Below are 25,850 nucleotides of genomic sequence, written 5' to 3' on the forward strand. Positions count from 1 at the left end.
ACACAATTAAATTGTGCACAATCTAATTGTTAACTAGGAGCTTGCCCACAACCTATACTGGGTGGAATGAACCAAGACAGCAGCCTCGCCCTCGACAATCAGCTCTGCTTCTCCCTCTACCGCTCCAGCCGGGCCGTCACCCGCGCCTACCAGCAGCACCTGGGGGAGCTGGGCCTGACCTACCCCCAGTACCTGGTCATGCTGGTCATGTGGGAGAACCCCAACGGGCTGGGCATGAAAGAACTCGCTGCCCGCCTCGACCTCGACAGCGGCACCCTGACCCCGCTCATCAAACGCCTGATTGACCACGGCCTGCTGACCAAGACCCGCGACGCCCGCGACGAGCGTCGCACCCTCATCAGTCTCACCCCTGCCGGGCAGGAGCTGAGAGGACGTGCGGCGTCCGTCCCCGGGGCCATCTACGCCGCCTGCGCGGTCGAGGGCCTCGACGTCCTGGCCCTCAAGGCCGAACTCGACGCGCTGGCCGAGCACCTGGCCGAAACACCTCCACGGGCAGACGGAACCAAGTAGGTTAGGGGTATGGTTCTTGCGCGTTTCAAAGCCCGCCCCTTGCTCACCTGCATCGCTCTGGCCCTCTGCATAGCGGTTGCATCGCTGCTGAGCAATATCACCACAGAAGCCCAGCTCTCGGGTCAAGCTGAGGCCATCACCTATGCGCGTAAGGTGGTGAGTAAGTTCCTCAACTCGGGCACCCTATGGGCAGCCCTGGGGTTCTACGCGGGCTGGCTGTGGTCCGGCAGCAGAACTCGCCCCGCCCCGCTCTGGGGGCCTGTGACAGCCGCGGTGGCGGTGTCCTTAGGGGCCCTAGCCGGGCACTACGCCCTGGGGAACCTGCTTGGCATCATGGAAGCCAGCATCTGGATTGAGAACTACCACTGGTTTATTGCAGCCGTCATCATATCGGGGCCCCTGGGCTGGTTGGGCGCTAGGTCCGCGCAGGACGACTGTGCAGGGAAGCTCCTGCGCTATCTGGTTCCCGCGGGGGCTGTAGCAGAGCCCCTCGTCACCGGCATGTTCTGGTATCCGTCAGGGTTCAGTTTCCCGGTGTCTGAGATTGCCTCGAGCTATACCGTGGGCTTACTGCTGATGCTTCTGGGTGCGCTGGGACTTTGGGCCGTCTACCGCGCGAATAAGGCGGCCGCGCCCGCCCTAGAAAACCCGCGCCGCCGCTTCTAACGCCATCCAGGCCTGGAGCTGGGTCGAAAGATCAACCGGCTGGGCGGGCTTGAGAACCTCAGAAATATGCCGGGTGACATCGGGCGAAAAGAGGGCAACAGCCTCACCACGAATCTCGGTGGGGTCGATACCGAGTTCGTTCATGGGCAGGTCGGGGTCGAACTCGCGGCGTCCGTCCCAGAAGAGCTCAGCGGTTGCAAGGACGAAATCCCGCGCCTGCTCCCGCACACCCTGCGGTAGGGCAGCGTGAGTGGCAACCTCGGCGAGGTAGCGCACCAGAATACCGGTAAAGAGCCCGCCGTCCCCACCGCCCTGGGTAGCCAGAACCCGCAGGATTTCTGCCTCTGACACCTCAAAATCCCGGCCAAACTCCCGGTCAATACCGGCCAAAACCTCGGCGATATGCTCAGCCGGATCAACCGTCAGCAGCTCAGACTGACCGGCATCAAGTACCGCCAGGTAGGCTGCGAGAACCGGCCCCTGGTTATAGGTATAAAGACCGCCCTCCACCGAAGAAATCTCGGCGCGAGCCCCGCGCCCGGCCACCTTGACCCCGTCCAGATAAAGGCCGCGCTCGGCATCAAAGAGGTTGGCGTGCAGCCAGTTCAGCAGGGCTGCTGCCTCGTCACACCGGTGGGCCCGCGCGAGAGCCAGAGCAATGGGAGCGGTCGCCGGAGTGTTCTTAAAATCGTGGTCCTTGGACCAGAAGGCACCCCCGCCCACCTCAGCGGTGCAGGCAGCTGCTAGCTCCCGGTAGAGCCGGGTGGCAGCGTCCTGAGCCGCAGAATCTCCGTTTCCCTCCACGGCGAGCGCCAGCCGGTTGAGGCGCTCGCAGGCCAGGGTCAGCCAGGCCATGTCGTCGTAGAAGGAGTTGGGGTAGGAGCCGAGGTTGCGCATCTGGATGCCGCGCAGTACCGCGCGGGCCTGGCGCAGGGACGCTTGTGCCTGGCCCTGCCCGTCGGGTGTGGTGAGCTGGCGGAAGCCTGCATCGACGAGGTTGTCGAGCAGGTGGGCCTGCCACCAGTAGTGCCATTCACCGCGCCGCTGGCTGCGGCGGCGGGTGTCGGGGTGGAGGGTGCGCCCTAGCAGGGTACCGGGGACGCCTGCGACCCGGTGCCCGAAGAGCCGCGTGACGGAGTGGGCTGCTGTGCCTGCCCGCTGCCCCAGGGTGTGGCGGTGCTCGGCGGTGAGCGCTGCGAGCTGGTCGGGTGAGTGCTGCAGGTGCTTGGGGCGCATGGTGTCTCTTTCTGTGGCGCGTCGGTGGGCGGTGGCCTGGGCCGGTTTTAGTCTACCGGCTGGTGGGGCTAGTGCGTTTGCGCCGAATGTGCCTCTTAGCCCCGAGCGGGGCAGTCTAACCCCCCACGCTCGGGAGTAAGTGGCACCTTCTGGCACTGGGGGTATCTGCTAGAGTTGGTGCTTATGCACACCTCTTCTTCCACCGGGCGGGTTTCTGCTGTCTGGGTTTATTTGTCTTCTGCTGCCCTGTCGATGCTGGGCAATTCTATTGCCGGTATTGTCTGGCCCTGGCTGGTGCTAGAGCGCACCGGTAACCCGGCTGCTGCCGGTATCGTGGCGGCTGCGATTGCGGTGCCTTCACTGGTTTTTGCTTATTTTGGGGGCAATCTGGTCGATAGTCTGGGCCGGAAACCGGTGTCGGTGATTTCGGATATTATTTCGGGCCTGTCGGTGGTGGCCGTGATTGCGGTTGATATGGTCTTTGGGCTGACGCTGAGCTGGTTCATCATCATCGGTATCGTGGGTGCGGTGGGTGATATTCCCGGTATGAGCGCCCGGGCTGCCCTGGTGGGTGATGTGGCTGCGACCTCGCGTAAGAAGGTTGCCCAGATTTCTGGCTGGAACCAGGCTTTGAGCGGGGTCAGCTTCCTGGTGGGCCCGGCTGTAGCCGGTGTGCTGATGACGGCCCTGCCCATCGAGCAGGTTCTCTGGATTACGGCCGGTTGCTCCCTGGTGGCCGCCGCCCTGACCGCCTGCTTGCGCCTGCAGAAGGCGGGCGCGGACGTCCGTGCTGAGGGGCAGGACGCCGCTGCCCAGCTGGGTGAGGACGGGCAGGTGCCAGCGTCCTCCCCTGAAGCCCCTACCGAAGACCCTTTCAAGGGGCTGGCGGGCTGGAAGAAGGCCCTGGGCTACCCGGTGATTCGTCTGCTGGCTCTGGATTCTTTGCTATCGATGGCCCTGGTAATGCCCTATCTAATGGTGCTTCTACCCGCGCATTTTCAGGGAATTAACCAGCCGGGGCTGTACGGGGCATCGATGTCTGCCTTTGCGGTGGGCATGATGGTCACCAGCATCGTAGCCGGGAAGATTGTGCCCTTCCCTCGCCGGGCCTGGGTGGTGGGTATGGTCTTCAATACCCTGGCCTTCTTTGGCATGGCCTTGCTCGAAACTTCCTGGCTGGCCATCGTGGGTATGGGTGTTGCCGGCCTGGGCGGGGGTATTATGAACCCCCTGCAGACCCTGCTGGTGACTGAGGGTGTACCCGAGCAGATTCGCGGCCGGTCGTTCTCAATCTTTATGGCTATTAGCCAGGTGGCCGCGCCGATTGGCCTGGTGGCGACCTCGGCGGTACTGGCCTTTGTGACGATTTATCAGGTGGCCTGGGTGCTCGCTGGCCTCTGGTCGCTAGTGGCTATCTACCTGGTGGTGCGCGGCCTGCAGCTGCTGCCAGCCAGGAGTGCTGAGTCAGTAGAAAAGGGTGCCCCTGTACCTGTAGCCGAGTAGCTTCAAAGTCCCGGGCCGAATGTGCCTCTTATTCCCGAGCGGGTGGGCTTACTCCCGACATTCGGGAAAAGGCGTCACATTCGGTGGCTCATTGTTCCCCGGCTGATGGGGGAGCGCTGGTTGAGGCTAGGGAGAGTAGGAAGTCGTAGCTCTGAGTGTTGGCGGTTTGTTTCCCTTGGGTCTCGTAGCTGTCGATGAGGTTAGAGATTTTTTGTCTGAGTTCTTCGGCCTGCTCAGGGGTGAGCTGTAGCTGGGAGACCAGTAGGGCTGAACCTTTGGCAGGTACTAGTAGAGGTTGGTCTGTGCTGGCGGAATTGAGTGCCAGCTGCCAGGTGCTTTTGGCGTGGTCAAGCTGGGCATTGATGAGCCCCAGGGAGAGGGCTGCGTCCTCAGTAGTTGCTGTTTGGGCGTCGAGAGTGAAGCCCTCGCGGGTGGTGAGCTGCCATACTCTGTCGCGCTTGTCGCGGGCTTGCTCGGGGGCTTCGGTGATAATGCCACCTTTGGCAAGGGCTCGCAGGTGGTAGCTGAGGGCGTTAGAGGGCAGGTCTAATTCCCGGGCTAGGTCTGTGGCGCGGGCGTAGGTAAGCCTAGCTAGGGTGGTGACGATGCGGACGCGGACGGGGTGGGCCAAGGTCCGCATTTGAGTTCGGACGGTGGTGGGTTTGGGAGGTTGCTCCGGTGTGGTCATGGGGTCAGTCTAGGAAATATTGGGTGTTTCCTCAAAAATTATTGCGCAATATATATTGCGCAATAATTCTTGCTTAAGTTAGGGTGTGGCTATGACATCGCATACCTCATCCCTCTGGCGCAACCGCGAGTACCGCCTCTGGTTCAGCGGCGACCTCTTCCTTGACCTGGGCACCAGCATAGGCACCTTCGCTTTTCCTCTGATTACCCTGGCGGTTACCGGCTCACCAACGACAGCCGGAACGGTTGCTCTTTTCCAGGGGCTGGGGCAGGTTATGGGAACTCTGCCCGGCGGTGTCCTTGCAGACCGACACGACCGGCGTAGGCTTAGACTTCTTTCCTGTTTCCTAGGTATCTTGGCTCAGATTATTTTCCTTGCCCTCCTGTTGACAGGCACCGCCACCGTCGGCACCCTCAGCGCCCTGGCTCTGGGAGACCGACTCCGCTCATCTCTACTTGCAGAAGCCTCTAACGCCATGATTAAAGAGGTGGTACCCGAAGCAGACCTTCCTCGGGCAATCGCTATCAATCAGGGGAGGGACGCCGCCGTCGGTCTAGGCGGTGGCCCCGCCGGCGGCGCTCTCTTGGCTATCGGTCTCGCCTACCCGCCCCTGGCTCAGCTTCTAGGTCAGATTATCTCTCTAGCTGCCACCTATGCCATGACAGGTAGCTACGCGCCGCAGGGTGCTCAGCCTTCTCGATTCTCCGCCCGTAGCGCCCTTAACGATTTCCTAGAAGGAGGTGCCTGGCTATTCCAACGTCGCTTACTTGTCGTTTTGGCCTGCGCTATTTGCCTGCTGAACTTCAGCATTAGCGGGACCCTCATGACCCTCACCCTCAGCTACACCCAAACCGGAACAAGCCCCGTCTCTCTAGGTGCTCTGATGGCTACGGTCTCAGCCTCCATGATGGTCGGAGCTCTTTGTGCAGGTTATCTTGTTCAGAAACTCCCCACCGGGCGCGTCCTTATCCTCGGTTTCCTAACCTTTACCATCTGTCTGGGACTGCTTCCCTGGCTCCCCGGAATCGGCTGGGTAGGTTTCACGTTAGCTCTCGCCGTCCTCGTCATACCAACCCTCAATGCCGGCCTTTTGGGCTTTTTAACCCTCATTACTCCCAACGACATCTTGGGGCGGGTTCAGTCCCTCATTGGTTTCGTGGCTGTCGGCCTTGCTTCCTTGGCCCCGGCGCTTGCTGGATGGGGCCTAGGCCTAGTTGGCCCTTCCGCTACTGCGATTTTCTTTACGATCACCTGCTTCTGCGCCACCCTCGTGGTCATGAGCAGTCGTGATCTCATAGCACTACCTGCCTCAGAGCAATGGTCTGACTTCGCCCGTAGCAGGAACCTGCTCAACGAGCCGTAGGCTCCGCCCGCTTCGCACCGTCAGCCGTTCCCCGGTGAAGGGGTGGGGGAAGGTCAGCGACCTGGCCAGCAGCTGCAGGGGTAGGGCGGGCTCGTCCTCGGCTATGGGCAGGACGGCCGGGTAGACCACGTCCCCCACAATCGGCGCCCCGGCCGCCGCCAGATGCACCCGCAACTGGTGGGTCTTACCGGTATGCGGCTCCAAAAGATAGTGGGCCAGGGGTGTGCCCGCCTGCGGCAGGGGCAGGGCCGGGTTGGCCTCAGATACAGCGGGCAGGACGCCATCTGCCACCTCAAACACCGTCAGGCAGGTAATACGCGACTGGGCATTCAGCCCCTCAAAGGACGCACCTGCGCGGCGGCGCTCCCGCCGCTGCGCCTTGGTCTCAACCGGCAGGGGGCCGGTGTCACCGGGCAGGAGCTCAACTCCGGTGTGGGCTACCTGCATAGCCCCGTGTTGGTTATCAATGCGTGAGCGCACCGTCAGGCTCTGCCCCACCCCCAGCCCGGCGATAGGGGCGGCTACTGCCTCGTAGGTCTTGGTGGGTTCGCGCCGCTGGAACATGGTTTGAAAAGGGGCGCGGGCCTCTGGGGTCTTGGCAAAGAGGACGACCCCGGCGGTGGCCCGATCCAGTCGGTGAATTGGAATGAGATCGGGGTTGTTCTCCCGCACCCGTAGCTGGGTCAGGGCCGTGTGGGCTACAAAGGAGCCGTTGGGGGTGGTGGGCAGGAAGTGGGGCTTATCGATAGCTAGTACCCACTCGTCCTCATAGAGTACCGGCATGTCAAAGGGAACCGGCTTCTCAACGCCCAGTTCCCGGTAGTACCAGATCTTTTGCCCGGTCAAGGGGGCGGTGGGGGAAACGTCCTGCCCGTCGGCGTCCTTTACCTCTTTGCGTTCAAAGCGGGAGGTAAACAGGGAGCGCTCGTGGGGGTAGAAGCGGGCCACCAGGTAGTCCAGCACCGTGGCCGCCCCTAGGGTGTCATCTTCGGGGTTGCCCGCGTCGGGTAGCACAAAGGAGACGGCGTCAATCCCCTGGCGCTGGGGCAGGGGCTTAGGGGTAAGGTGGCGGTTGATTCGGCGCATAGGCTCTATTATTCCAGGACGGCGGGGCGGGCAGGTTCCCTTCTGCGGGCATAATTCTGCCGGGGCAGGCACCGCCGTAGCCACCTGCCCCGTGGGCCCTAGTGCCCCTACTGCCCCGTGTTTGCTCGCATGAGTTCGTCCACCACCCGGTAGCTGGCTTCGAAGGCCGGCAGGGGCAGGAACTCGCAGTTGGAGTGGAAGTTGTGGGCCCCGGTAAAGAAGTTGGGGGTGTAGATCCCTTGGGTGGAGAGGTAGGAGCCGTCGGTGCCCCCGCGCATGGCCAGGTTAATGGGTTCAACGCCGAGTTGGGCGAAGGCTGCCCGCAACCGGTCGGAGGCAACGCGGGTTTCGTCGGTGGCGGCGTCCTCAAGGTTGCTGTAGATATCTGAGATATCCAGGCGGACGGACGCCCGCGGGTTGGCTTCTGCCGTCCGTTCAGCTAGGTCGCGCAGGAAGGCCTTTTTGGCCTCGTAGCCGGCCCTGTCATGGTCGCGGATACTGATATCGACGGTTGCGGTGGCCTGGTTGCCCGCTATCCCGTTGACCCAGAGGTAGCCCTCACGCCCCTCGGTGTGCTCGGGAGTCTGGGTGCGGTCGAGGGCCGCAATAAAATCGTGGGCCACCAGAATCGGGTTGACCAGGTTGCCCTTGGAGTTCATGGGGTGGGCGGTGACGCCCTCAACGTGCAGGCGGGCATGCCCGGCGTTGAAGGTAGCCTCAACCAGTTCGCCCAGTTCGCAGCAGTCCAGGGTGTAGGCATAATCCACGGGGAAGCGGGCCAGGTCCATGGTGCGTACGCCCAGCAGGCCGATTTCTTCGTCCGGCACAAAGGAGAGATAAATGTCGGGGTGGGCGGACGCCCCCGCCCCGTCGCCCTGCCCTTGGGCGCCTGCCTGCCCGGCGGCGTCCGCGTCCGCAGCGAGGATCCGCACGGCTGCTTCCATGACCGAGGCGACCCCGGCCTTGTCGTCCGCTCCCAGCACGCTGGTGCCGTCGGTGACGATCACGCGCTGGCCGGTGTAGCGGGTGATTTCGGGGTGCTCGGCCTCGCGCAGCCAGATGTCGAGGTCGGTGTTGAGGCAGATGTCCCCGCCGGGGTAGTCGATGACGCGGGCGTGTACGTCGGGGGAGAGGTTCACATCAACGGTATCGAGGTGGGTGCAGAAGCCGACGGCGGGGGCTTCGGTGCCTGTGGGCAGGGTGGAGGGAATGCGGGCGGTCAGGACGCAGGTGTCGCTCAGGTGTACGTCCTGGGCGCCGGCTGCCGTGAGCTCGTCCTTGAGCAGGCGGGCCAGCTCCCACTGGCCCTGACTGGTGGGCACGACCGACGCTGAGGCGTCCGACTGGCTGGAGATCGCTGAGTAGCGCAGAAAGCGGGTTGCCAGGGCCTCCTGCAGGGCGGTATCGGGGGTGTAGGTGGGGGTGAAAGTGGTGGTGCTCATGGCCACCAGTCTACCGAGGGCAGACCTACCCAAAATATAAAAAATAAGAAAGAATAAGAAGAAATAAGAAAGAATAAGAAAGGTGCGGGAAACGTATGGCCAACCCCTTCACGCCGACCTTTGGCGTTACCCTTCCCCTGCTGGTTGGGCGGGGTCTTTAGCCTAGTAGCTCCTGGCAGCCGGGGCAGCGGAAGCTGAGGCGGTCGATGTCTTCCTCACGGGCGATAAGGTGCCCGGGGGTGTAACGGTCGGCGCCGGTACCCGAGTCGGATAGGTCCTCCCTGATGATGCTTGCCCCGCACCGGTAGCAGGGGCGGCCTGCGCGTCCGTAGCACCAGAGGGGCTCGGCGCTGGTGCGGGTGACCCGGTGCGGACGCCCGCGGTTGGCGTCCAGCAACAGGCGGGCGGTGGCTACCACGGCTCCCACATCGGGAATAGCCCCGACGGGGGTGCGCGGGTCAATGCCGGTTAAAAAGAGGGTTTCGGCCCGGTAGATTGTGCCGATTCCGGCCAGGTTCTTTTGGTCGAGGAGGGCTGGGCCGATCATCCGCTCTGGCCTGGCCAGGAGGCGGGTGGTGGCTTGTTCAGCTGACCAATCTGGCCCTAGCAGGTCGGGGCCCAGGTGGGCTAATTTCTGCTTCTCAAGCTCTGTGGGAAATACATCGAGCAGTCCTAAGTTAAAGCCGACCGCTGCGACAGGGGTGCTGCCGGGGATGAGCTGGCCGGTGGCGTCCGTCCGCGCATTAGCCTGGATGACGGCCCGGGCGGAAGATGCCGGGCGACGCCAGGGCTCGGGGCGTCCGTCCGCGCCTACCCCGTAGAGGTGCCAGATTCCCTCCATTTTGAGGTGGGAGTGAATGGTCATGTCCCCGACCCGCACCAGGATGTTTTTGCCCCGGGCCAGGGCCCCGTGGATCGGCTGTCCGGCTAGGTTAACGTCCCCTAAATCCGGGTAGCGGAAGTCAGTTTTGTGGGCCGTTCTGGTGGCAAGTGCGCGGTGTAGGTCGCGTGCCTGCCGCCACACGGTATCACCTTCAGGCATGCTTCTCCTTGGGTTCTCCTGCCGCGTCTCACCGGTGTGTTGCGGCGTTTCAAAAAATTTTTGCTGGAAACTAGATTGGTGTTTAACCTAGTCAGATAGGTGTATGCCACTATAATGGGGGACAAAATAATGCTTTTTTGCGAAAGAATTACCAGAAGTTAACTTTTTGTCCCCTAAGGTGCTGTAGAGTGTAACCCGTTAGATAAATCCATCGGGTGGTCCCCCAGCCACCTGTCCCCTAGATGGAGGTTAGAAATGAGCATCCTTACCATTCTTTTCGCATTCTTTGCCTACAGCCTGCTGGCCCTGTCTGTTCTTGCCATTGGCGTCCAGGTAGCCCGTTCCGTCCGCGAATTCCGCGCTGGCTACCAGAACCCTGAGCTCACCCTGAGCTACTAATTTCACCTGGTACTTTCCAGTTACCGTGTAGAGCGTCTGGCAACCCCCCACCCGCTAGATGGCTCACCCCTAGATTTTAGACCCTCCTGCAGTCCCTAGGCAGGAGGGTCTGATTTTTTGCCTTTTTGCCCCGCCCCCCCCTTGTATGTGGGGGGCGGGGTTGTGTGTTTTAGTAGCCGCGGCGTATGCGGAGTCCCCTGGGGGTGGTGTAGAAGCCTGCGGCCAGGAGGGCCCGGCGCAGGGTCAGGACGGGGTGCTCGCCGCCTTCTACCGCTGTGTCCGGCTGGTTGGGGGCCGGTGGTAGGGGCCCCGGGGTGCTGAGGATATCGACGCCGCCTGCGGTTTCGATGACGATTTTGTCGGCTACTCCGGCCCGCACCAGCTGGCCGATGAGGGGCGCGGCGGCTTCGATGGGGGTGGGGGAGTCGGTGAAGGGTAGCAGGGTTTTTCCGCCGCGTTCCAGGTAGAGGGTCAGCTCCCCGTCGACGAGGACGACGACGGCCCCGGCCTTGCGCCCTGGCTTGTGTTTGATGGGGGTGCGGTTGCTGTCCCAGGCCACGGGGGCGGGCCAGGGCAGGGCGGCCCCGTAGGGGTTGGCTGGGTCGGTGGCAGCGAGCAGGGTGACCGAGTGGCGGGTGCGGCGCACCGGGGTGTAGGCGGACGGGCCGGGTGCGGCGTCCTGCCCCTCGTCGTCTGCTGCGGTGTTGTCCACCGCCCGGAGCCTATCGACAGTGGAGGAAGTGGAGAACTGGGCGGCGCCCAGGCCTTCGATGAAGTAGCCGCGGCGGGCCAGGCCCTTTTCTTCGGCGGCAGACAGCACCCGGTAGACTCCGGCGAAGCCGCCGGGGGTGTCCTCAACGGCCACGGCCCCGCGGGTGAGGACCCCGTAGCGGTCCATGAGCAGTTCGGAGCGGGCGGCAGCTGCCACGGTGGTGTCGAGTGGTTCGGCCTCGATGCGGGCCCAGCGTCCGCCGTCGATGGGGGCGACCTGGGCTGATACCGCAGGGGCCCGGCCTACGCCCACCCCCAGACGGGAGGCAGAGAGACGGGAGGCACCCCGTCGCATTCCCACGGAACGGGCCCGGGGGGCGGGGGCGGCCACCTTGTGGGCCGACGCCCCGCCCGAGATTAGGGCCCGCACCGGGGCGAAGGTATCGCCGGTGACCAGCCCGGCCCAGACCAGGTTCCAGAGGGCGGTTGAAATCTCCTGGGCACTCGGGGGTGTATTGCCTAGCGAGGTGGCCAGGGCGGCGAGCTGGGTCTGAATCTGGGTGAAGAAGAGCCCGCCGGTCAGCAGCTGGTAGAGGGTGTTTTCAAGGGCCCCCAGGGCGGCGAGCGCTTCGGTGCGTTCTACCTCATCGGGCAGGGTCAGGGCTGCGCTTTCGCCCAGGTGCAGGGAGATCCAGCCGTCGTCCCCGGCGAGCTGCCCGGCGCCCGTCCAGATGACGTCCCCGGCGCTCATGGCGGAGTCGAGCAGGGCGGGGGTGTAGTCGCTGATGCGGGCCTTGAGAATCAGGGGTTCGAGGGCAGAGGCGGGCACCCGCACCCCGGCGAGTTGGTCGATGACGGTGAGTAGGCCGTCGTAGCCGCTGAGCATGGCGCTTTCGTCCCGGCGGACGCTGATGGGCTGGGCCGGTGCCCCGAAGGTGCCGGGAGCGGCGGTAGTTTCGGTAACCTGCCAGGAGCCCACATGCTGCCAGGGCGGCAGGAAGCGGGCGTAGGTGCCGGGGGTAACGGGTTCGACGTCGGCGCGGAGGGCAGCCAGGGAGCGGGAGCGCAGGGTGCGCAGGACGGCGGCGTCTACCCATTCGGTTCCGGCCAGGTAGGTGGGGTCGGTGGAGCCGGTGCGGGCTGCAGCTAGCTCGGCGCGGAGCTCTTCGGGCAGGAACTCGCCGGAGATCACCCGTCGGTCAGCGGCCAGGGTACGCAGGGCGGTATCGACCACTGAGACACCCAGCCCGAGGGCCTCAGCGGCCTGGGCTGCGGTAAAGGGGGCGTGGGTACGGGCGTAACGGGCGACCAGGTCAACCAGGGGAGCCTCGACCGGTTCCAGGAAGGCCAGGGGGACCCCGATGGGCAGGGGGACGCCCAGGGCGTCGCGCAGGCGGGCTGCGTCCTCAATGGCGGCGTAGAGTTCCCGCCCGTGCAGGCGGAAGCGCAGGGCCCGCCCGGCTTTCACCAGAGCCTCAAGGTGCTCAGTTGCTTCAGCTTCGGTCAGGACGCGCTCGCCCGACTGACCTGCCTCGGAGCCGGAGCCGGGAGCCGGGGCGCTGACGTCCTGCCCGGCGTCCTTACCGGAGTCTGCCCCCGCGTCCACCCCACCGCCCTGGTCCAGGAGCACCCGCAGGCGCTGGGCTGCCTCGGCGGCGGTCAGGGGGCCGAGCAGGCGCAGCAGGTCTGCGGTTCCCTCGATTCCGCGCAGGCGGTAGCCTTCAGCGGTGCGCTGCAGACGGGCCTCGGTGGAACGGATGACCTCAACATCGAGCAGTTCGCGCAGCTCGTCCTTGCCGAGTAGCTCGGCTAGCAGGGCCGGGTCCAGGGCCAGGGCGGCGGCGCGGCGCTCGGCCAGGGGGGAATCCCCGTCGTAGAGGAACTGGGCTACATAGCCAAAGAGCAGGGTGCGGGCGAAGGGGGAGGGGGTTTCGGTTTCCACCTCGCTGATGCGAACCTTTTTGGCCTCAAGATCCTTGTGCAGGGTGGTCAGGGCGGGCAGGTCGTAGACGTCCTGCAGGCACTCACGGGCGGTCTCCAGCAGCAGGGGGAAGGTGGGGTACTTGCGGGCCACATCCAGGAGCTGGGCGGAGCGCTGGCGCTGTTGCCACAGGGGGGTGCGGCGGCCCGGGTCCTTGCGGGGCAGTAGCAGGGCGCGGGCGGCGTTCTCGCGGAAGCGGGAGGCAAAGAGGGCAGAGTTACCCACCCGCTCGGTCACGATGTCTTCGAGCTCGGCCGGGTCAAAGATGAAGAGGTCAGCCCCGGGCGGTTCGGCCTCCATGGCAGGAATCCGTAGCACGATGCCGTCGTCAGCGGCCATAGCTGAGGCATTGACCCCGTAGCGTTCCTCGGCCCGGGCGCCGACGGCCAGGGCCCAGGGAGAATGGACGGGCATACCCAGGGGAGAATGTAGAATCAGACGCCAATCCCCCAGCTCATCGCGGAATCGCTCGACCAGCAGGTGCTTCTCGCTGGGCACCTGGCCGGTTGCCTCTGCCTGTTCTGCCACGTAGGCCAGCAGGTTATCGGCGGCCCACTGATCCAGGCCAAGGCTGCGCAGGCGGGCGTGGGCGGCACCGGCGTCCTTACTGTTCTCAAGGGCCAGCTCCCGGGTGAAGGCCCCCAGGGCCCGCCCCAAATCGACGGGACGGCCCGGTGAATCCCCGTGCCAGAAGGGCAGGCGCCCAGGCACGCCGGGGGCGGGGGTCACCGTCACCCGGTCGTGGGAGATATCCTCAATCCGCCAGGAGGAGGCACCCAGTGCAATGACGTCCCCGGCCCGGGACTCATAGACCATCTCCTCATCCAGCTCACCAACCCGCTTGGGGGCCTTAGAATCCTCAGCCCCGGCAATAAAGACCGGGAAAAGGCCGCGGTCAGGGATAGTGCCGCCGGAGGTCACCGCCAGGCGCTGGGCACCGGGCCGACCCTCAATCGTCCCGGCGTCCCGGTCCCAGACAATGCGGGGGCGTAGCTCGGCAAACTCGTCCGAGGGGTACTTACCGGCCAGCAAATCAAGGGTCGCCTCAAAGGCCGCCCGGGGCAGGGTGGCAAAGGGGGCTGTGGCCCGCAGGGCCTCAAACCAGGCCTCCACGCTAATGGGGCCCAGGGCACAGGCCGCTACGGTCTGCTGGGCCAAAATATCCAGGGGGTTAGCGGGAATAGCCAGGGGCTCAATCTGCCCGGCCAGCATGCGCTGCACGGTCACAGTGGCGTTCAGCAGGTCGCCCCGGTGCTTGGGGTAGAGGTAGCCGCGCGACACCTCCCCCACCTGGTGCCCGGCCCGGCCCACCCGCTGCAGGCCAGAAGCCACCGAGTGCGGGGCCTCCACCTGAATCACCAGGTCCACATGGCCCATATCAATACCCAGTTCCAGGGAGCTTGTGGCCACCACGCACCGCAGCTGCCCCGACTTCAGGGCCTCCTCAATCAGGGTGCGCTGGTCCTTGGACACCGATCCGTGGTGGGCCCTCGCCAGCACCGGCGGCGCCCCGGCAGCCGTCGCCGAGCCCCCCATCACCTGGGCAGGGGGCTGAGCTGAAAGGGGTAAGGACGCACCCGCCCCCGGCAGGCGCTCATCGTCGGCTTCCAGCCGGGTAGGGGCGTCCTTGGCCAGGGCCTCAGCCAGCACATCGGCCAGGGCCTTTGGCTCCCCGCCGGTAGCCGCGTAGGTGCGGGCCCCGGTGGAGGCGCTCGCGGTCACCTCACCCAGCTCCCCGCGAGCCTCTAGACGGCCCAGATAAATCTCGTTGAGGCGGGCCGTTAACTTCTCTGCCAGCCCGCGCGAGTTAGCAAAGACAATGGTGGAGCGGTTGGCCTCCACCAGGTCCACAATGCGCTCTTCCACGTGCGGCCAGATGGAGGCCTGGTAGCCGTTGAGATTCGGGGTTTCACCCCCGGTGCCCCTACCCGGGGCGGACGCTGCCACCTGCACCTCCTCGATGGTGAGGGCAGGCTTGGCTTGCTCCTGGGGAGTGGCTGCCGACCCCTCACCAGGAAAGACACCCACAGCGTCCCACAGGGCCTGCTCGCTGGGAGCAGGGCTCACCGGGGAGGGCAGGGGGCTATCAAAGTAGTCACTGGCCTCAACTTCGTCAGGGGCAGGACGCTCGGGGGTCGGCTGCTCGGGAGCTGGTTGCTCAGGCACGGGCGCGGCTGCCGGGCCCACCAGGGGCCTGATATTGAGGGCGTCAGCCAGGGTAGTACCAGTGGGTAGGTTCTCAGCCCAGTGGGTGCGGGCAAGCGGATGAAGACCCTCATCAGCGAGGGAATCGGAGGTTACAACCCCGTCGTCAAAGGTTGAGGTGGAGTGCTCGGTGGCGTCCAGGGACCTCACCTGCTGGCGGGTGCGTTCAGCGAGCTTATCCAGGTAGGCGCCCGACCCAGCAGGCGCAGAGGCCACCCGGGGGCCGCTGGCCTGGTTGAAGGAGTTATCCCCCTCCCCGTAGGCGTTGGGGCCGCCCAGGGCCGTCATATCGGGTACAGGAACTGAGAGCGTCAGCTCCCACTCCTTGGCCGAGGGCGGGCGCACAATCTGCACCGGCACACTGCCGCCCAAAAAGCGGGCCACGGTTTCAACCGGCTCCACGGTCGCCGACAGCCCCACCCGCTGGGCCGGGGTTTCAAGAATCTGGTCCAGGCGTTCAAGAGTGACCGCCAGGTGGGCCCCGCGCTTGGTCCCGGCCACCGCATGCACCTCATCAATAATGACCGTATGCACCCCGGTCAGGGTTGAGCGGGCCTTGGAGGTCAGCATAAGGAAGAGGGATTCAGGGGTAGTAATCAGAATATCCGGCGGATTGGAAATCAGCTGGCGGCGTTCCTTAGCCGGGGTATCACCGCTGCGCACCCCCACCCGCACCTGGGGCGGCTCCACCCCCAGCTGCCGGGCCGTCTGGGCAATACCGATCAGGGGCGCTCGCAGGTTGCGTTCGACGTCCACCCCCAGGGCCTTGAGGGGGGAAATATAGAGGACGCGGGTGCCACCTCCCGGCCTAGCCCCCTCAGCCGGGGCGGGTGCGTCCTGCCCCTCAAAATGCAGGCGGTCAAGGGCCCACAGGAAGGCCGAGAGGGTCTTACCCGAGCCCGTCGGGGCCACAATCAGGGCATGGTGGCCAGCCGAAATAGCCTCCCAGGCACCCGCCTGGGCTGCCGTCGGCGCAGAAAAAGCCCCCTCAAACCAGCGGCGGGTTGCCGGTGAGAAGAAGGAGAGAGCGGAGGCGGTATCGACTGAAGCCATACCTCCCATTATCACCTACTCGTCTGGCCCGGGGCGCTGGGATGGGCTGTTCAGCCCTGGCTGCCCCACACCCAGATTCTGTCTCAACAGCAAAGGCCCCTCACCAGACGGTGAGGGGCCTTGCCGCTCCTGAGGTTTAAGGGGCTGCGCCGACGGCCCCCACGGACAGCTGGGACACAGCGTTGTTCGAGCATGCTTCAGTAGCAAAGGTCAGGACGAGAGGCTGGGACGAACCGGGCGCCTGCACGGAATAGCCAGCCGCTGAAACCCCCTGGCAGGTTTCGCCATATAGCTGGGCGTAGGTTTCGCGCAGGGTGGCACTAATCGAAGCACCGGGTTCAAGGACCCCACCGGTTGAGGACCATTCAGTGGCGTTAGCTGCAGGAGCGCCAATCTGATTGCCGGAGGCATCAACATAGTGGACGGAAGGGTAGCCACTCATGACGCACCTGGTCGTACCGGTGTTATTGAAGGTGAGGTCAATATACCGGGACCCTGCAGCACCCTGGGTTGCGGCCGCTTCAACGTAGAGCTGGCCGTAGTCACAGATTGCCACGCCAGCAGCTGAACTGCTGCCCGGGCTGGGCACAGGCTGGGCTGAGGCACCAGAGTCTGTAGGTTCAACGGTGATGACGGTTCCTCGCGGGGGCGCGGGCTCCGTGGTGGCTTGAACAGAAGGTTGCTGCTCGGTCACAACAGGGGGAGCTGGGGTGGTTGCTGCGGCTGTTGCTTCAGGGGACGCCACGGTGGCCTGGGCGCTGGGGGTTGCGGAAGGCGAGGCGGACGCGGCAGCTGCTGCCTCAGTGGCTGCGCTACTGGTGGCGACGGCCTGGGTAGTGGATGAGGAGGCGCCACTGGTGTCCTGGGCGGTGGGGGCGGTAGCGCTACAACCTGCAAGCACCAGGCTGCTGCCCAAGGCGAGGAGGGGAAGGAAGTGCATAATGCGCATACGTTACATTCCGGGTTGGAGGGTAACCTGGGCGCCGTCCATTCCTTCGGTGTATTCGGTCTGGCAGCTCAGGCGGGAGCATTCGTTGGCGATGTCATCGATCATATCGAGCAGGTCTTCTTCTGCTTCTTCACGGGGCAGGGAGGCTTCGATGTGATCGGGGTCGATAAAGGCGTGGCAGGTGGCGCAGGAGGCGTTACCGCCACAGGTGGCCAGCACGGGGAATCCGGCAGCGAGGACGGCTTCGAGCATGGTCTGGTGGGGTTCCCAGGCGACGTCCTTGGTGGTTCCGTTTTCGTCAGTGACGGTGATGTTAATGCTCAATTGTTTCTCCTGTGCTGTACGGCCCTGGCCGGGCCGGGGACCGGCGGGGGCGTTTTTCGTCCTCCCCTATTTTAGGGGCGCGGACGCACCTGTCCCCTCTTTTGTGGTGAAAACTACGGGGCAGGAGGGTTAGGGGGGCGGCTTCTGTGCCGGATACCTTCTGTTGTGTTGGCGCTGTCATCTACTGTGACGAAATGAGTCGGCGCATCAGGGGGGGGGCAGCCGGGCATGAAAAAACCGGCCTTCCGAAGAAGACCGGTTTTATCTGGTGCGCCCGAAGGGATTCGAACCCCCAACCTTCTGATCCGTAGTCAGATGCTCTATCCGTTGAGCTACAGGCGCATCATGCAGTGACCGGCTGTGTCAGCCCGTCGCGGCAACAGGTAATACATTACGCGGGTTTTGGTGGCCGTGCAAATCGAAAAGGCGTGACTGTGCTCTCATAAGCGAGGGTTGTGGGTGGTAAAACCTTGAAATAGCAAGGGAAAAAGCGGGTTTTGTGAGGTGGAATAATTTTTTTCTGACGGCTGTGGGGCGGGGTTGGCGGAGGGTTTGGGCTAGATGTGACGAAATATTTGTGTCTGAATGCAGTAAAAAAGGCTGAAGGTCTGTACTCTAGGTTGTACACGATGAAGTGAAGGTGCATTGCACGAACGCGTTTATTCATTGATATGGGTGGCGCGTTTTTCTGTTTTTACTCATCCCGCACGGGGTGGGTCAGGACGGGGTGATGCGCCCCTACTTCCGGCACAGTGGAGTGTCGGGGTAGCCGAACAATAAGGGGAAGCGTCAGATGACTGACATTTCAAAAGACAAGGTAATTGCACAGGCACCGACCACCCACGCAGAGCTCCTGCAGTGGGTTGCTGATATTGCTGAGATGACCCAGCCGGATTCAATCTACTGGGCTGACGGTTCTCAGGAGGAATACGACCGCCTGGCAGCTGAGCTGGTTGAAGCTGGTACCTTCCGTAAGCTGAGCGACCACGAGTTCCCGAACTCTTACGTTGCCTTCTCTGATCCCGACGACGTCGCCCGTGTTGAAGAGCGTACCTTTATTTGCTCCAAGACTGAGGACGGCGCAGGTCCCACCAACAACTGGCGGGATCCGGCAGACATGAAGCAGACCCTCACCGGCCTCTTTACCGGTTCTATGCGTGGCCGCACCATGTACGTCATTCCGTTTGTGATGGGTTCTGTGGACGCCACCAACCCCAAGTTTGGTGTGGAAATCACCGACTCCGCCTACGTCGTTTGCTCCATGCGTATCATGGCAACTATCGGTGCTGATGTGCTGAAGAAGATGACTGATACCAATGCTTTCTTCGTCAAGGCCCTGCACTCTGTGGGTGCCCCCCTGGAACCCGGTCAGCAGGATGTTGCCTGGCCCTGCAACCCGGAAAAGTACATTGTGCAGTTCCCCGAGGACCGCGAAATTTGGTCCTTCGGTTCCGGCTACGGCGGTAACGCCCTGCTGGGTAAGAAGTGCTACGCCCTGCGTATAGCCTCCGCCATGGCCCACGACGAGGGCTGGATGGCTGAGCACATGCTCGTCCTGAAGATGACCAACCCTGAGGGGCGCAGCAAGTACATTTCAGCTGCCTTCCCCTCAGCCTGCGGCAAGACTAACTTCGCCATGATGGATCCGACCATTGACGGCTGGAAGGCTGAAATGGTGGGCGACGACATTGCCTGGATTGAGTTCCGCGACGGCAAGCCCTTCGTGGTTAACCCCGAGGCTGGCCTCTTTGGTGTCGCCCCGGGTACCGGCTGGTCCACCAACCCCAACGCCATGCGTGCCATTGCCAAGGGCAACACTATCTTCACCAACGTGGCCCTGACCGACGATAACTCCGTTTGGTGGGAGGGCAAGACCGACGAGGTGCCCGAGCACCTGATCGACTGGCAGGGTAATGACTGGACTCCCGAGTCTGGCCGTCCTGCTGCCCACCCCAACTCCCGCTTCTGCACCCCCATCTCCCAGGCTGACATGCTGGCTGAAGAATACTACGCCCCGGACGGCGTGCCCCTCTCCGCCATCATCTTCGGCGGCCGTCGCAAGACCACCGTGCCCCTGGTGGCTGAGGCTTCCAGCTGGGAGCAGGGCGTCTTCCGTGGCGTCACCCTCTCTTCTGAGACCACTGCAGCCGCCAAGGGTGCTGTGGGCGTGGTCCGTCGCGACCCCATGGCCATGCTGCCCTTCATCGGCTACAACGCCGGCGACTACATCCAGCACTGGATTGACCTGGGCAAGAAGCATGGCGAAGAGAATATGCCCAAGATCTACTACGTCAACTGGTTCCGTCGCACCCCCGACGGCGGCTTCGCCTGGCCCGGCTTCGGCGAGAACTCCCGCGTCGTCAAGTGGATTTTTGACCGACTGGACGGCAAGGCGGGCGGCGAGGAAACCTTCCTCGGTGTTGTCCCCTCAAAGGGTGACCTCGACCTGACCGGTCTTGACATTTCTGATGCAGAACTTGAGGCAGCCCTGGCTGTTGACCGCGAAGAATGGGCCGCTGAAATGCCCGGTATCGACGAATGGCTGGCCTTCCTGGGTGATAAGGTTCCCAGCGAAATCAAGGCCCAGCGTGATGCCCTAGTTGCTGAATTGGCGGGCTAGAACGGGGTGAACCTACCCCATACGACCCGCCCACCTGGTGGGCGGTAGAGGGGGAGGTCACCTGCCTGTACGAAGATGCAGACAGGTGGCCTCCCCTACTTTTTTGAGGGTAAAGCTAATAGACCCCAAAGAGTGGACGAAAAGCTGGCTTCAGATTCGGTAGAATACTTAAGAATGGCTGAATATTGTGTAGCCCTCGTGCCTCCCCCCGCGCGTATCACCGGTTAGCCACCGCGAATGGTGAAACATGCGGCACGACCCCTCGGGTTGCTCACTCGCATTGTTTGGAAGGAAAAACTACAGTGGGAAATTTGCTGAGCGTCAAGAACCTCACCAAGAACCACGAGCATCTTCGCGCCCTGAAGGGCGTGAACCTTGAAGTTGCTGCCGGTGAGATTGTAGGTCTCCTCGGCGAAAACGGTGCAGGAAAGTCCACTTTCCTGTCTATTCTGGGCGGTTGGGATCGCCCCGGTGGAGGCACCATCACCCTGGGTGGTAAGAAGTACACCCCTCATACCCCTGAAGAAGCTCTTGCTGCTGGCGTTGGCTCTATCCGTCAGAAGTTCAAGGTCGACCCTGACCTAACTGTAGCTCAGGCAATTTTCCGCTCAACTGAGCACGCTGGTGAAGCTGAAGATAAGCTGGTCGCCCGCGCCCAGGAACTGCTCTCAGAAATCGGCCTTAACGTGGATCCCCGCGCTAAGATGGGCGATTTGGTTCGCGCCGAGCAGGCCCTGGTTGAGGTCGTCCGTATGGAGGCTGAGAACACCCAGCTGGTGCTGATGGACGAGGTCGCTGCGACCTTCAACGACTACGAAATCTACCAGCTGCATGAGGTTACCCGTAAGCTTGCAGCTGAGGGCCGTGCCGTCATCTACATCACCCACCGTATCGATGAGATCCGCTCCCTGGCGAACCGCGCCGTCATCCTGTCAGACGGTGTGATTGACACCGAAATTAACCCCGGCACCATGACCGCCGAGGAAATCGCCTACAAGATGTTCAACCGCGAAATCTCCCTGGGTGGCCGTCCCGAGACCTTCGAAACCGACGACGCTAAACTGGTGATTGAAAACCTGACCAGCTCCAAGGGGTCCCTCAACAAGGTGTCCTTCTCTGTTGGCCGGGGTGAAATCTTTGGCCTGACCGGTATGCGCCGTTCAGGTATCAATGAGGTCGCTGCCGCCCTGGTGGGCGTCGATGAAACCGCTAAGTTCGGCACCCTCAAGATTGACGGTAAGGACGCCACCATCACCTCCCCTGAGGACTCAGTGGCCTACGGTATCGGCTACCTCTCAGATAACGATGACGAGCTGGGCCTGGCTAACGAGCGTTCCATTGCTAAGACCCTGATGGAGAACGCTGGTCTCAAGGAAAGCCCCGACGGTTTCCTGCATGAGGTTTCAGCCCTGCGTGAGGTTGCTGAGCAGATTCAGAAGCTCCGCATTAAGACCACTAACATTCAGGGTGAGGTAGGTAAGCTCTCCGGCGGCGACCAGCAGAAGGTCGCCCTGGCTCGTTGGATGACTACCGACTGTGAAATCCTGATTCTGAACCACCCCACTCGTGGTATTGACGTCAGCGCCAAGAGCGAGATTTACAAGATGCTGGTTGAGCTGACCGAAAAGGGCACCTCCATCATTCTGATTGGCTCGGATATGTCTGAGCTGATTGGCCTCTGCAACCGCATTGCCGTCATGCGTTCCGGTGAGCTGGTATCTGTTCAGAAGAACAAGGCTGCTACCGAGGATACCCTGATGGGTGAGGCCCTGGGCGAGGATATCGTCTAAGGCTGCCCCGTAAGGCTTTGAGGCCCCCATCCGCCCCTAGATAGGGGCTGGGCGGGGGCCTTGTTTTTCCTTGGCTCTTGGGCTGCCTGGGGTAATCCCAGAGTAGGAGAGGGCGGGGACGTTCAAGGGCCCCTGTAGGTGAACTACAGGGGCCCTTGGAGGCTTAGGCTAATCTACCGTGTAAGACTTACAGGGAGATACGAGCTGAGATTGCGTTCAGCTTGTGGCGAGCCAGAGCCAGGTTAGCGGTGTTGCGGTCCAGTACCAGGTAAACGAAGAGGCCTGAGGTTTCTGAGGCGTTCAGAACGTTGATCAGGTGGTACTGGGAGGACAGGGTAATCATGATGTCCTCGATGTTGCCGTTGAGGCCGAGGTCGTTCATGGTCTTGAGCTTGGCACGTACTACGTTGGAGTTACCAGCTGCAGCGACGGTCAGGTCGAAGCCGGGTGAACCACCGGAAGCCAGTGCCATACCGGAGGAGATGTCAACGAGTGCTGCACCGGTTGCGCCTTCGATGGAGAGGAGTTCCTGGATGGAGGTATCAAGCTGTGACAAGATAATTCCTTATGTCTGGCTCCGGCCCTGCCAGGTTTTGGGTGTTCGCAGGGCTGGAACGGTGGGTGCGGTTAGCCTAGCCTTCTGCCAGAAGCCGGGGCTCTGGCACAGAAAGTGTGCGCCCGCGAGTGTTTACGTTATCAATGGTACTCCCACAAGCCCCCAACTGCTACAAATAGACGGTTGGGTGTGCCGTGTGAGTCGTATTTCATTTTTTAGGCAAGATGGGGTTCACTAGGGGTTTTTCTGCTGGGAGCGGGCTGGTGGTTGTTTGATTTTGAGACTTAAGATTTCTGAATGATGATGGAAGGTGGAGGAAGATGGGCCGATAACGTTGCGAGTTGTGGGTTTTTCTTCCGTGCTACAAGGTTATGGTGGGGCGGTTGCGTCCTGCTGGGTTGGTTTGGTGAAGGAGTCTTCTGGTGCGTCTTACGGCCTTTTCTGATGTGTCGTTGCGGGTTTTGATGTTGTTGGCTGGAACGCAGGATGTGCTTCTTTCAACCCAAAAAATTGCTGAGGGGGTGGGTACCCCCTATAACCATGTGGCGAAGTCGGTGTCTTTCCTGTCGAGCTATGGCCTGGTGGAGTCGAGTCGGGGCCGGGCTGGTGGTGTTCGCTTGTCTGAGAAGGGGCGGAAGGCGACCGTTGGACAGGTCTTGCGGTTGACTGAGAAGCAGGATGAGCTGGTGGATTGTTTTGGTGAGTCGACTACCTGTCCGCTGGCTGGTGGCTGCTCCTTGAAGGGGGTTTTGGCGAATGCCCGGGAGCAGTTTTATCTGGCCTTGGATCCGGTGGTGATTTCTGAGTTGCCAACGGAAAGGCAGATGGGTCCTGTGATGTTGCAACTGGGGTTGGGGCCTTTGGCGGGTTCCGTTTAGGGGGGCGTTAGGACGTCCGTGCGTTAGTTTCCCTGTCGTGTGCGCCTGGGAGGCAGGCGGGGTTTCTTCTTCCCAATAATTTGGTATTTTCTATGCTAGATTTAGTTGTAGTTTAGATACAACCTGTCACCATGCTCCGGTCATGAGGCTGGAAGCCCGGTGCCAAATCACACATTTAGGAGAAAAATGCTCTCTGAAAAGTCCCGCCCCGTCATTGAGGCAACCCTGCCCGTCATCGCCGAGCGAATCAATGACATCACCCCCGACTTCTACCAGCGCATGTTCGCCGCCCGTCCCGACCTGCTCGACGGCATGTTCTCCCGCTCATCCCAGCTCGAAGGCACCCAGCCCAAGGCCCTGGCAGGCTCCATTGCGGTTTTTGCCTCCTACATCCTGGCCAACCCCGACAAGTACCCCGACGAGGTGCTCTCCCGCGTCGCCCATAAGCATGCCTCCCTGGGCCTGCGCGAAGAGGAATACCCCACCGTCTACAAGTACCTCTTCGAGGCTATCGCCGCTAACCTGGGCGACATCCTGACCCCCGAAATCGCAGAAGCCTGGACCGAAGTCTACTGGCTCATGGCTGACGCCCTGATCAAGCTCGAAAAGGGCCTCTACGCCTCCCAGGCCAATGACGTCATGTTCGCCCCCTTCCGTCTGGTTGAGCGCAAGGAAACCGGCGAGAACGTCCTGGACCTTACCTTCGAGCCCGCTAACGCCGTAAAGATGACCGACGCCGTTGCCGGCCAGTACGTTTCGATCGTCACCAAGGCTAAGGACGGCCTGCGCCAGGCCCGCCAGTTCACCCTGCTGCCTGCTGAGAAGAACCAGCGCCGCGTCGCCATCAAGCTGGACACCGCCGGCGAAATGACCCCCATCCTGCACGAGCTGCAGGTCGGCGCTATCGTCGAGGTATCCAACCCCTACGGCGACGTTACCCTGGGCGGCTTCGGCGACGACGATTCCCAGCCCCTCTACCTCTTCTCAGCCGGTATCGGCGTGACCCCCATGATCGCTTTCCTGTCTGAGCTGGCAGCAACCGGCTCCAAGCGCGAGGTCGTTGTGGTGCACGCTGACCGTTCCTTCACCACCTGGCCCCTGCGTGACGAGATGGCTGCCTACGTTGACATGCTGGAGAACGGCCGTCTGGTTTCCTTCATTGAGGCGGACGGCGAAGGCGACTTCAAGGGCCGCGTCAACGTGGCTGAGCTGAAGGTTCCCGCCAATGCTTCTGCATACCTGTGTGGCCCCCTGGGCTTCATGCAGGGCGTCCGCTCCCAGCTGGTTGACGCTGGAGTGCCCGGCACCAACATCCAGTACGAGATCTTCGGCCCCGACCAGTGGATGCTGCACGACCAGGCCCGCGCCTCCTAGTTTGAGGCCCGAGGGCAGATAGATAAGGACGCCCGCCCCACCTTCCTTGCCGTATGGCAGGAAAGCGGGGCGGGCGTCCTTGTTTTTACCTTTTGTACCGCGCCCTGCTCACTTTAGGCCTGAAAAGTGGGCAGGAACTGGTACAAAGTGGATGTGCTTGGGCTTAGCCCTCGCGCACAATCTTCAGGATCTGATCGCGCACGCGCTCCATGGTGGCCTGGTCGTTAGGGGCGTTTTCTCCAACACTCGATAATCTGGGATTCGTTAGCTAACCAGCTACCCAAATCGGGGTGGATTGAAGCAACAAGCCTCACCGTTGCGCGATGAATCTCGCGCACATTGGTATTGAGTAGGCTCTCGTGATGGGCAACCCGGTTGCGGGCAATATGTATCTGGGTTAGCCGATATGAGACGACATAGGGGTTTGGCTCGTAGGGGAAAGCCTTGCAGAGGGCCTGTTCCCATAAATCCAGTTGGGAGCGTTTGGTGCGAACCTGATGACTTTTCAGCGGAGCACTGGTGTTAAGACGTCCATCTGGTAAAAGACGCTTCCACGTACCTAGGGTTATATGTGCAAGCACATCATCATGGGTAATAGGTGCCCCGTGCCGAGGGTGGGAGAGAACGCGGGCATTAAGATCTTTCTGTGCCCTGGTGTAGGCGCTGTCGTATTCAGAGACGATCCTGGAGCCTCGTTTTGATAGAAGCAGGTTAGCTAGCTTTTGTGTAGGATACTTCAGCCATTCTTCTGATCCACCTGCAGCGCGACGTCGTGGATCAGTACCAGGCAAGGGGTGTCCTGCTTGAGTGTGGGTCACCCCAGCGGTTCTAGTTTGGAGAAGATTCCAGCTTCTGAGCTGTTGGTCAATCGCTTCTCTGAGGAATATCTCTGCATGTCCGATAGCCCTGCTCATCTCGAGTGATAATTCGCAGTTCCATAGATATAGGGCGCGTTGAGATTCTAGAAGCGCAGAGGAAGATTTATAAGGGGCGAATCGTTCTGAAGCGATATAGTCCTCAAAGTTAAAAGTCATTAGGTCGGGGCCTCCCCGGCAACACATGCTGTTAATTTTTTCTAGCAGTTTAGCCTAGTTTCTGGTAGCCTGGGGTGCAGAGACCGAGCCACCAGTCTTTGCGCTGGTATCTAAGAGACTCAGGTATATTTATTGAGAAATGTCCCTTGCAGGCTACAGCCTGTGAGGGCTTTCTTTTGTGCAACACCTTATGACTGGGCAGTTAAGGGTTAAGGGTCAAAATGTGTGTCTGGCTCGGCGTGTCGCGGGGGTTAGATTTGGCCTTTTTGAATGCCGATTGAGTGGGTGTAGTTCGGTGTCGATAGCGTTGTCGTAGAGGGCTGGGCGTCCTGTTTCGTGGTCGGCTTGGTTCTCGGTTTGGGTCAGGGTGGATACTTTGGCGAGTTGGCCCTGGCCCCAGTCGGACTGCCTGGCGATTC

Annotated in this window: 19 protein-coding genes, 1 tRNA gene and 1 pseudogene; 9 read left to right on the forward strand and 12 right to left on the reverse strand. The window is 62.1% G+C overall.

Annotation, left to right across the window (positions count from 1 at the left end):
- Positions 1-66 precede the first annotated feature (66 nt).
- Both L7A15_RS07175 and L7A15_RS07180 read left to right on the forward strand, forming a co-directional pair.
- The gene (locus L7A15_RS07175; RefSeq protein ID WP_237208936.1) at positions 67-531 is read left to right on the forward strand and encodes a MarR family winged helix-turn-helix transcriptional regulator; all 465 of its coding nucleotides are present in this window, start codon (positions 67-69) and stop codon (positions 529-531) included.
- Positions 532-540: 9 nt separating this feature from the next.
- Positions 541-1,197 (forward strand): hypothetical protein, encoded by a 657-nt coding sequence (locus L7A15_RS07180; RefSeq protein ID WP_237208937.1) that lies wholly within the window; start codon positions 541-543, stop codon positions 1,195-1,197.
- On the opposite strand, the gene L7A15_RS07185 is transcribed toward L7A15_RS07180, so the two are convergent.
- Positions 1,171-2,433, reverse strand: coding sequence for a glycoside hydrolase family 76 protein (locus L7A15_RS07185; protein ID WP_237208938.1), 1,263 nt, complete (start codon positions 2,431-2,433; stop codon positions 1,171-1,173). The genes L7A15_RS07180 and L7A15_RS07185 overlap by 27 nt on opposite strands.
- A 183-nt stretch (positions 2,434-2,616) precedes the next feature.
- On the opposite strand from L7A15_RS07185, the gene L7A15_RS07190 reads away from it, so the two are divergent.
- On the forward strand, positions 2,617-3,936 hold the full coding sequence (locus tag L7A15_RS07190; RefSeq protein WP_237188524.1) for an MFS transporter: 1,320 nt from the start codon (positions 2,617-2,619) through the stop codon (positions 3,934-3,936).
- 88 nt (positions 3,937-4,024) lie between these two features.
- On the opposite strand, the gene L7A15_RS07195 is transcribed toward L7A15_RS07190, so the two are convergent.
- On the reverse strand, positions 4,025-4,624 hold the full coding sequence (locus tag L7A15_RS07195; protein WP_237208939.1) for an ArsR/SmtB family transcription factor: 600 nt from the start codon (positions 4,622-4,624) through the stop codon (positions 4,025-4,027).
- A gap of 91 nt (positions 4,625-4,715) precedes the next feature.
- Between L7A15_RS07195 and L7A15_RS07200 the strand changes: the two genes are divergently transcribed.
- A complete protein-coding gene (locus L7A15_RS07200; protein ID WP_237208940.1) occupies positions 4,716-5,987 on the forward strand; it encodes an MFS transporter in 1,272 nt (423 codons plus the stop codon).
- Here L7A15_RS07200 and L7A15_RS07205 read toward each other — a convergent pair.
- The 3 genes from L7A15_RS07205 to L7A15_RS07215 all read right to left on the reverse strand — a co-directional run bounded on the left by L7A15_RS07205 (position 5,934) and on the right by L7A15_RS07215 (position 9,557).
- A complete protein-coding gene (locus L7A15_RS07205) occupies positions 5,934-7,073 on the reverse strand; it encodes a pseudouridine synthase (RefSeq protein ID WP_237208941.1) in 1,140 nt (379 codons plus the stop codon). The two genes, L7A15_RS07200 and L7A15_RS07205, sit on opposite strands and share 54 nt — an antisense overlap.
- Before the next feature lie 107 nt (positions 7,074-7,180).
- Positions 7,181-8,515, reverse strand: coding sequence for a peptidase T (locus tag L7A15_RS07210; protein WP_237208942.1), 1,335 nt, complete (start codon positions 8,513-8,515; stop codon positions 7,181-7,183).
- Positions 8,516-8,672: 157 nt separating this feature from the next.
- Positions 8,673-9,557 carry a DNA-formamidopyrimidine glycosylase family protein gene (locus L7A15_RS07215; RefSeq protein WP_237208943.1) on the reverse strand — a complete coding sequence of 295 codons (885 nt, stop codon included), beginning with the start codon at positions 9,555-9,557 and terminating at the stop codon, positions 8,673-8,675.
- 255 nt (positions 9,558-9,812) lie between these two features.
- Between L7A15_RS07215 and L7A15_RS07220 the strand changes: the two genes are divergently transcribed.
- Complete coding sequence (locus L7A15_RS07220) at positions 9,813-9,956, forward strand: hypothetical protein (protein WP_237188513.1); 144 nt, start codon at positions 9,813-9,815, stop codon at positions 9,954-9,956.
- 169 nt (positions 9,957-10,125) lie between these two features.
- On the opposite strand, the gene L7A15_RS07225 is transcribed toward L7A15_RS07220, so the two are convergent.
- The 4 genes from L7A15_RS07225 to L7A15_RS07240 form a co-directional block, all read right to left on the reverse strand.
- The gene (locus L7A15_RS07225) at positions 10,126-15,906 is read right to left on the reverse strand and encodes an Lhr family helicase (RefSeq protein WP_237212386.1); all 5,781 of its coding nucleotides are present in this window, start codon (positions 15,904-15,906) and stop codon (positions 10,126-10,128) included.
- Positions 15,907-16,042: 136 nt separating this feature from the next.
- Complete coding sequence (locus tag L7A15_RS07230; RefSeq protein ID WP_237212387.1) at positions 16,043-16,855, reverse strand: DUF4232 domain-containing protein; 813 nt, start codon at positions 16,853-16,855, stop codon at positions 16,043-16,045.
- A 3-nt stretch (positions 16,856-16,858) separates the two neighbouring features.
- Positions 16,859-17,179 (reverse strand): 2Fe-2S iron-sulfur cluster-binding protein, encoded by a 321-nt coding sequence (locus L7A15_RS07235; RefSeq protein WP_237188508.1) that lies wholly within the window; start codon positions 17,177-17,179, stop codon positions 16,859-16,861.
- A gap of 266 nt (positions 17,180-17,445) precedes the next feature.
- A tRNA-Arg gene (locus tag L7A15_RS07240) sits at positions 17,446-17,521 on the reverse strand.
- Positions 17,522-17,972: 451 nt separating this feature from the next.
- Between L7A15_RS07240 and L7A15_RS07245 the strand changes: the two genes are divergently transcribed.
- Both L7A15_RS07245 and L7A15_RS07250 read left to right on the forward strand, forming a co-directional pair.
- On the forward strand, positions 17,973-19,799 hold the full coding sequence (locus tag L7A15_RS07245; protein ID WP_237208946.1) for a phosphoenolpyruvate carboxykinase (GTP): 1,827 nt from the start codon (positions 17,973-17,975) through the stop codon (positions 19,797-19,799).
- Positions 19,800-20,101: 302 nt separating this feature from the next.
- Positions 20,102-21,589, forward strand: coding sequence for a sugar ABC transporter ATP-binding protein (locus L7A15_RS07250; protein WP_237212388.1), 1,488 nt, complete (start codon positions 20,102-20,104; stop codon positions 21,587-21,589).
- A gap of 187 nt (positions 21,590-21,776) precedes the next feature.
- On the opposite strand, the gene L7A15_RS07255 is transcribed toward L7A15_RS07250, so the two are convergent.
- Entirely contained in the window at positions 21,777-22,145 is a 369-nt protein-coding gene (locus L7A15_RS07255; RefSeq protein WP_237188505.1) for a hypothetical protein, read from the reverse strand.
- Positions 22,146-22,567: 422 nt separating this feature from the next.
- On the opposite strand from L7A15_RS07255, the gene L7A15_RS07260 reads away from it, so the two are divergent.
- Together L7A15_RS07260 and L7A15_RS07265 are read left to right on the forward strand one after the other, a co-directional pair.
- On the forward strand, positions 22,568-23,023 hold the full coding sequence (locus tag L7A15_RS07260) for an RrF2 family transcriptional regulator (RefSeq protein ID WP_237212389.1): 456 nt from the start codon (positions 22,568-22,570) through the stop codon (positions 23,021-23,023).
- A gap of 186 nt (positions 23,024-23,209) precedes the next feature.
- Positions 23,210-24,397 carry a globin domain-containing protein gene (locus tag L7A15_RS07265; RefSeq protein WP_237208949.1) on the forward strand — a complete coding sequence of 396 codons (1,188 nt, stop codon included), beginning with the start codon at positions 23,210-23,212 and terminating at the stop codon, positions 24,395-24,397.
- 224 nt (positions 24,398-24,621) lie between these two features.
- Here L7A15_RS07265 and L7A15_RS07270 read toward each other — a convergent pair whose 3' ends face one another.
- Positions 24,622-25,431 (reverse strand): hypothetical protein, encoded by an 810-nt coding sequence (locus L7A15_RS07270; RefSeq protein ID WP_237208950.1) that lies wholly within the window; start codon positions 25,429-25,431, stop codon positions 24,622-24,624.
- Between the two features lie 251 nt (positions 25,432-25,682).
- Positions 25,683-25,850, reverse strand: a pseudogene (locus tag L7A15_RS07275) (IS256 family transposase); the annotation flags it as partial.

It is taken from the genome of Rothia nasimurium (genome assembly GCF_928391935.1).
Taxonomy (GTDB): domain Bacteria; phylum Actinomycetota; class Actinomycetes; order Actinomycetales; family Micrococcaceae; genus Rothia; species Rothia nasimurium_D.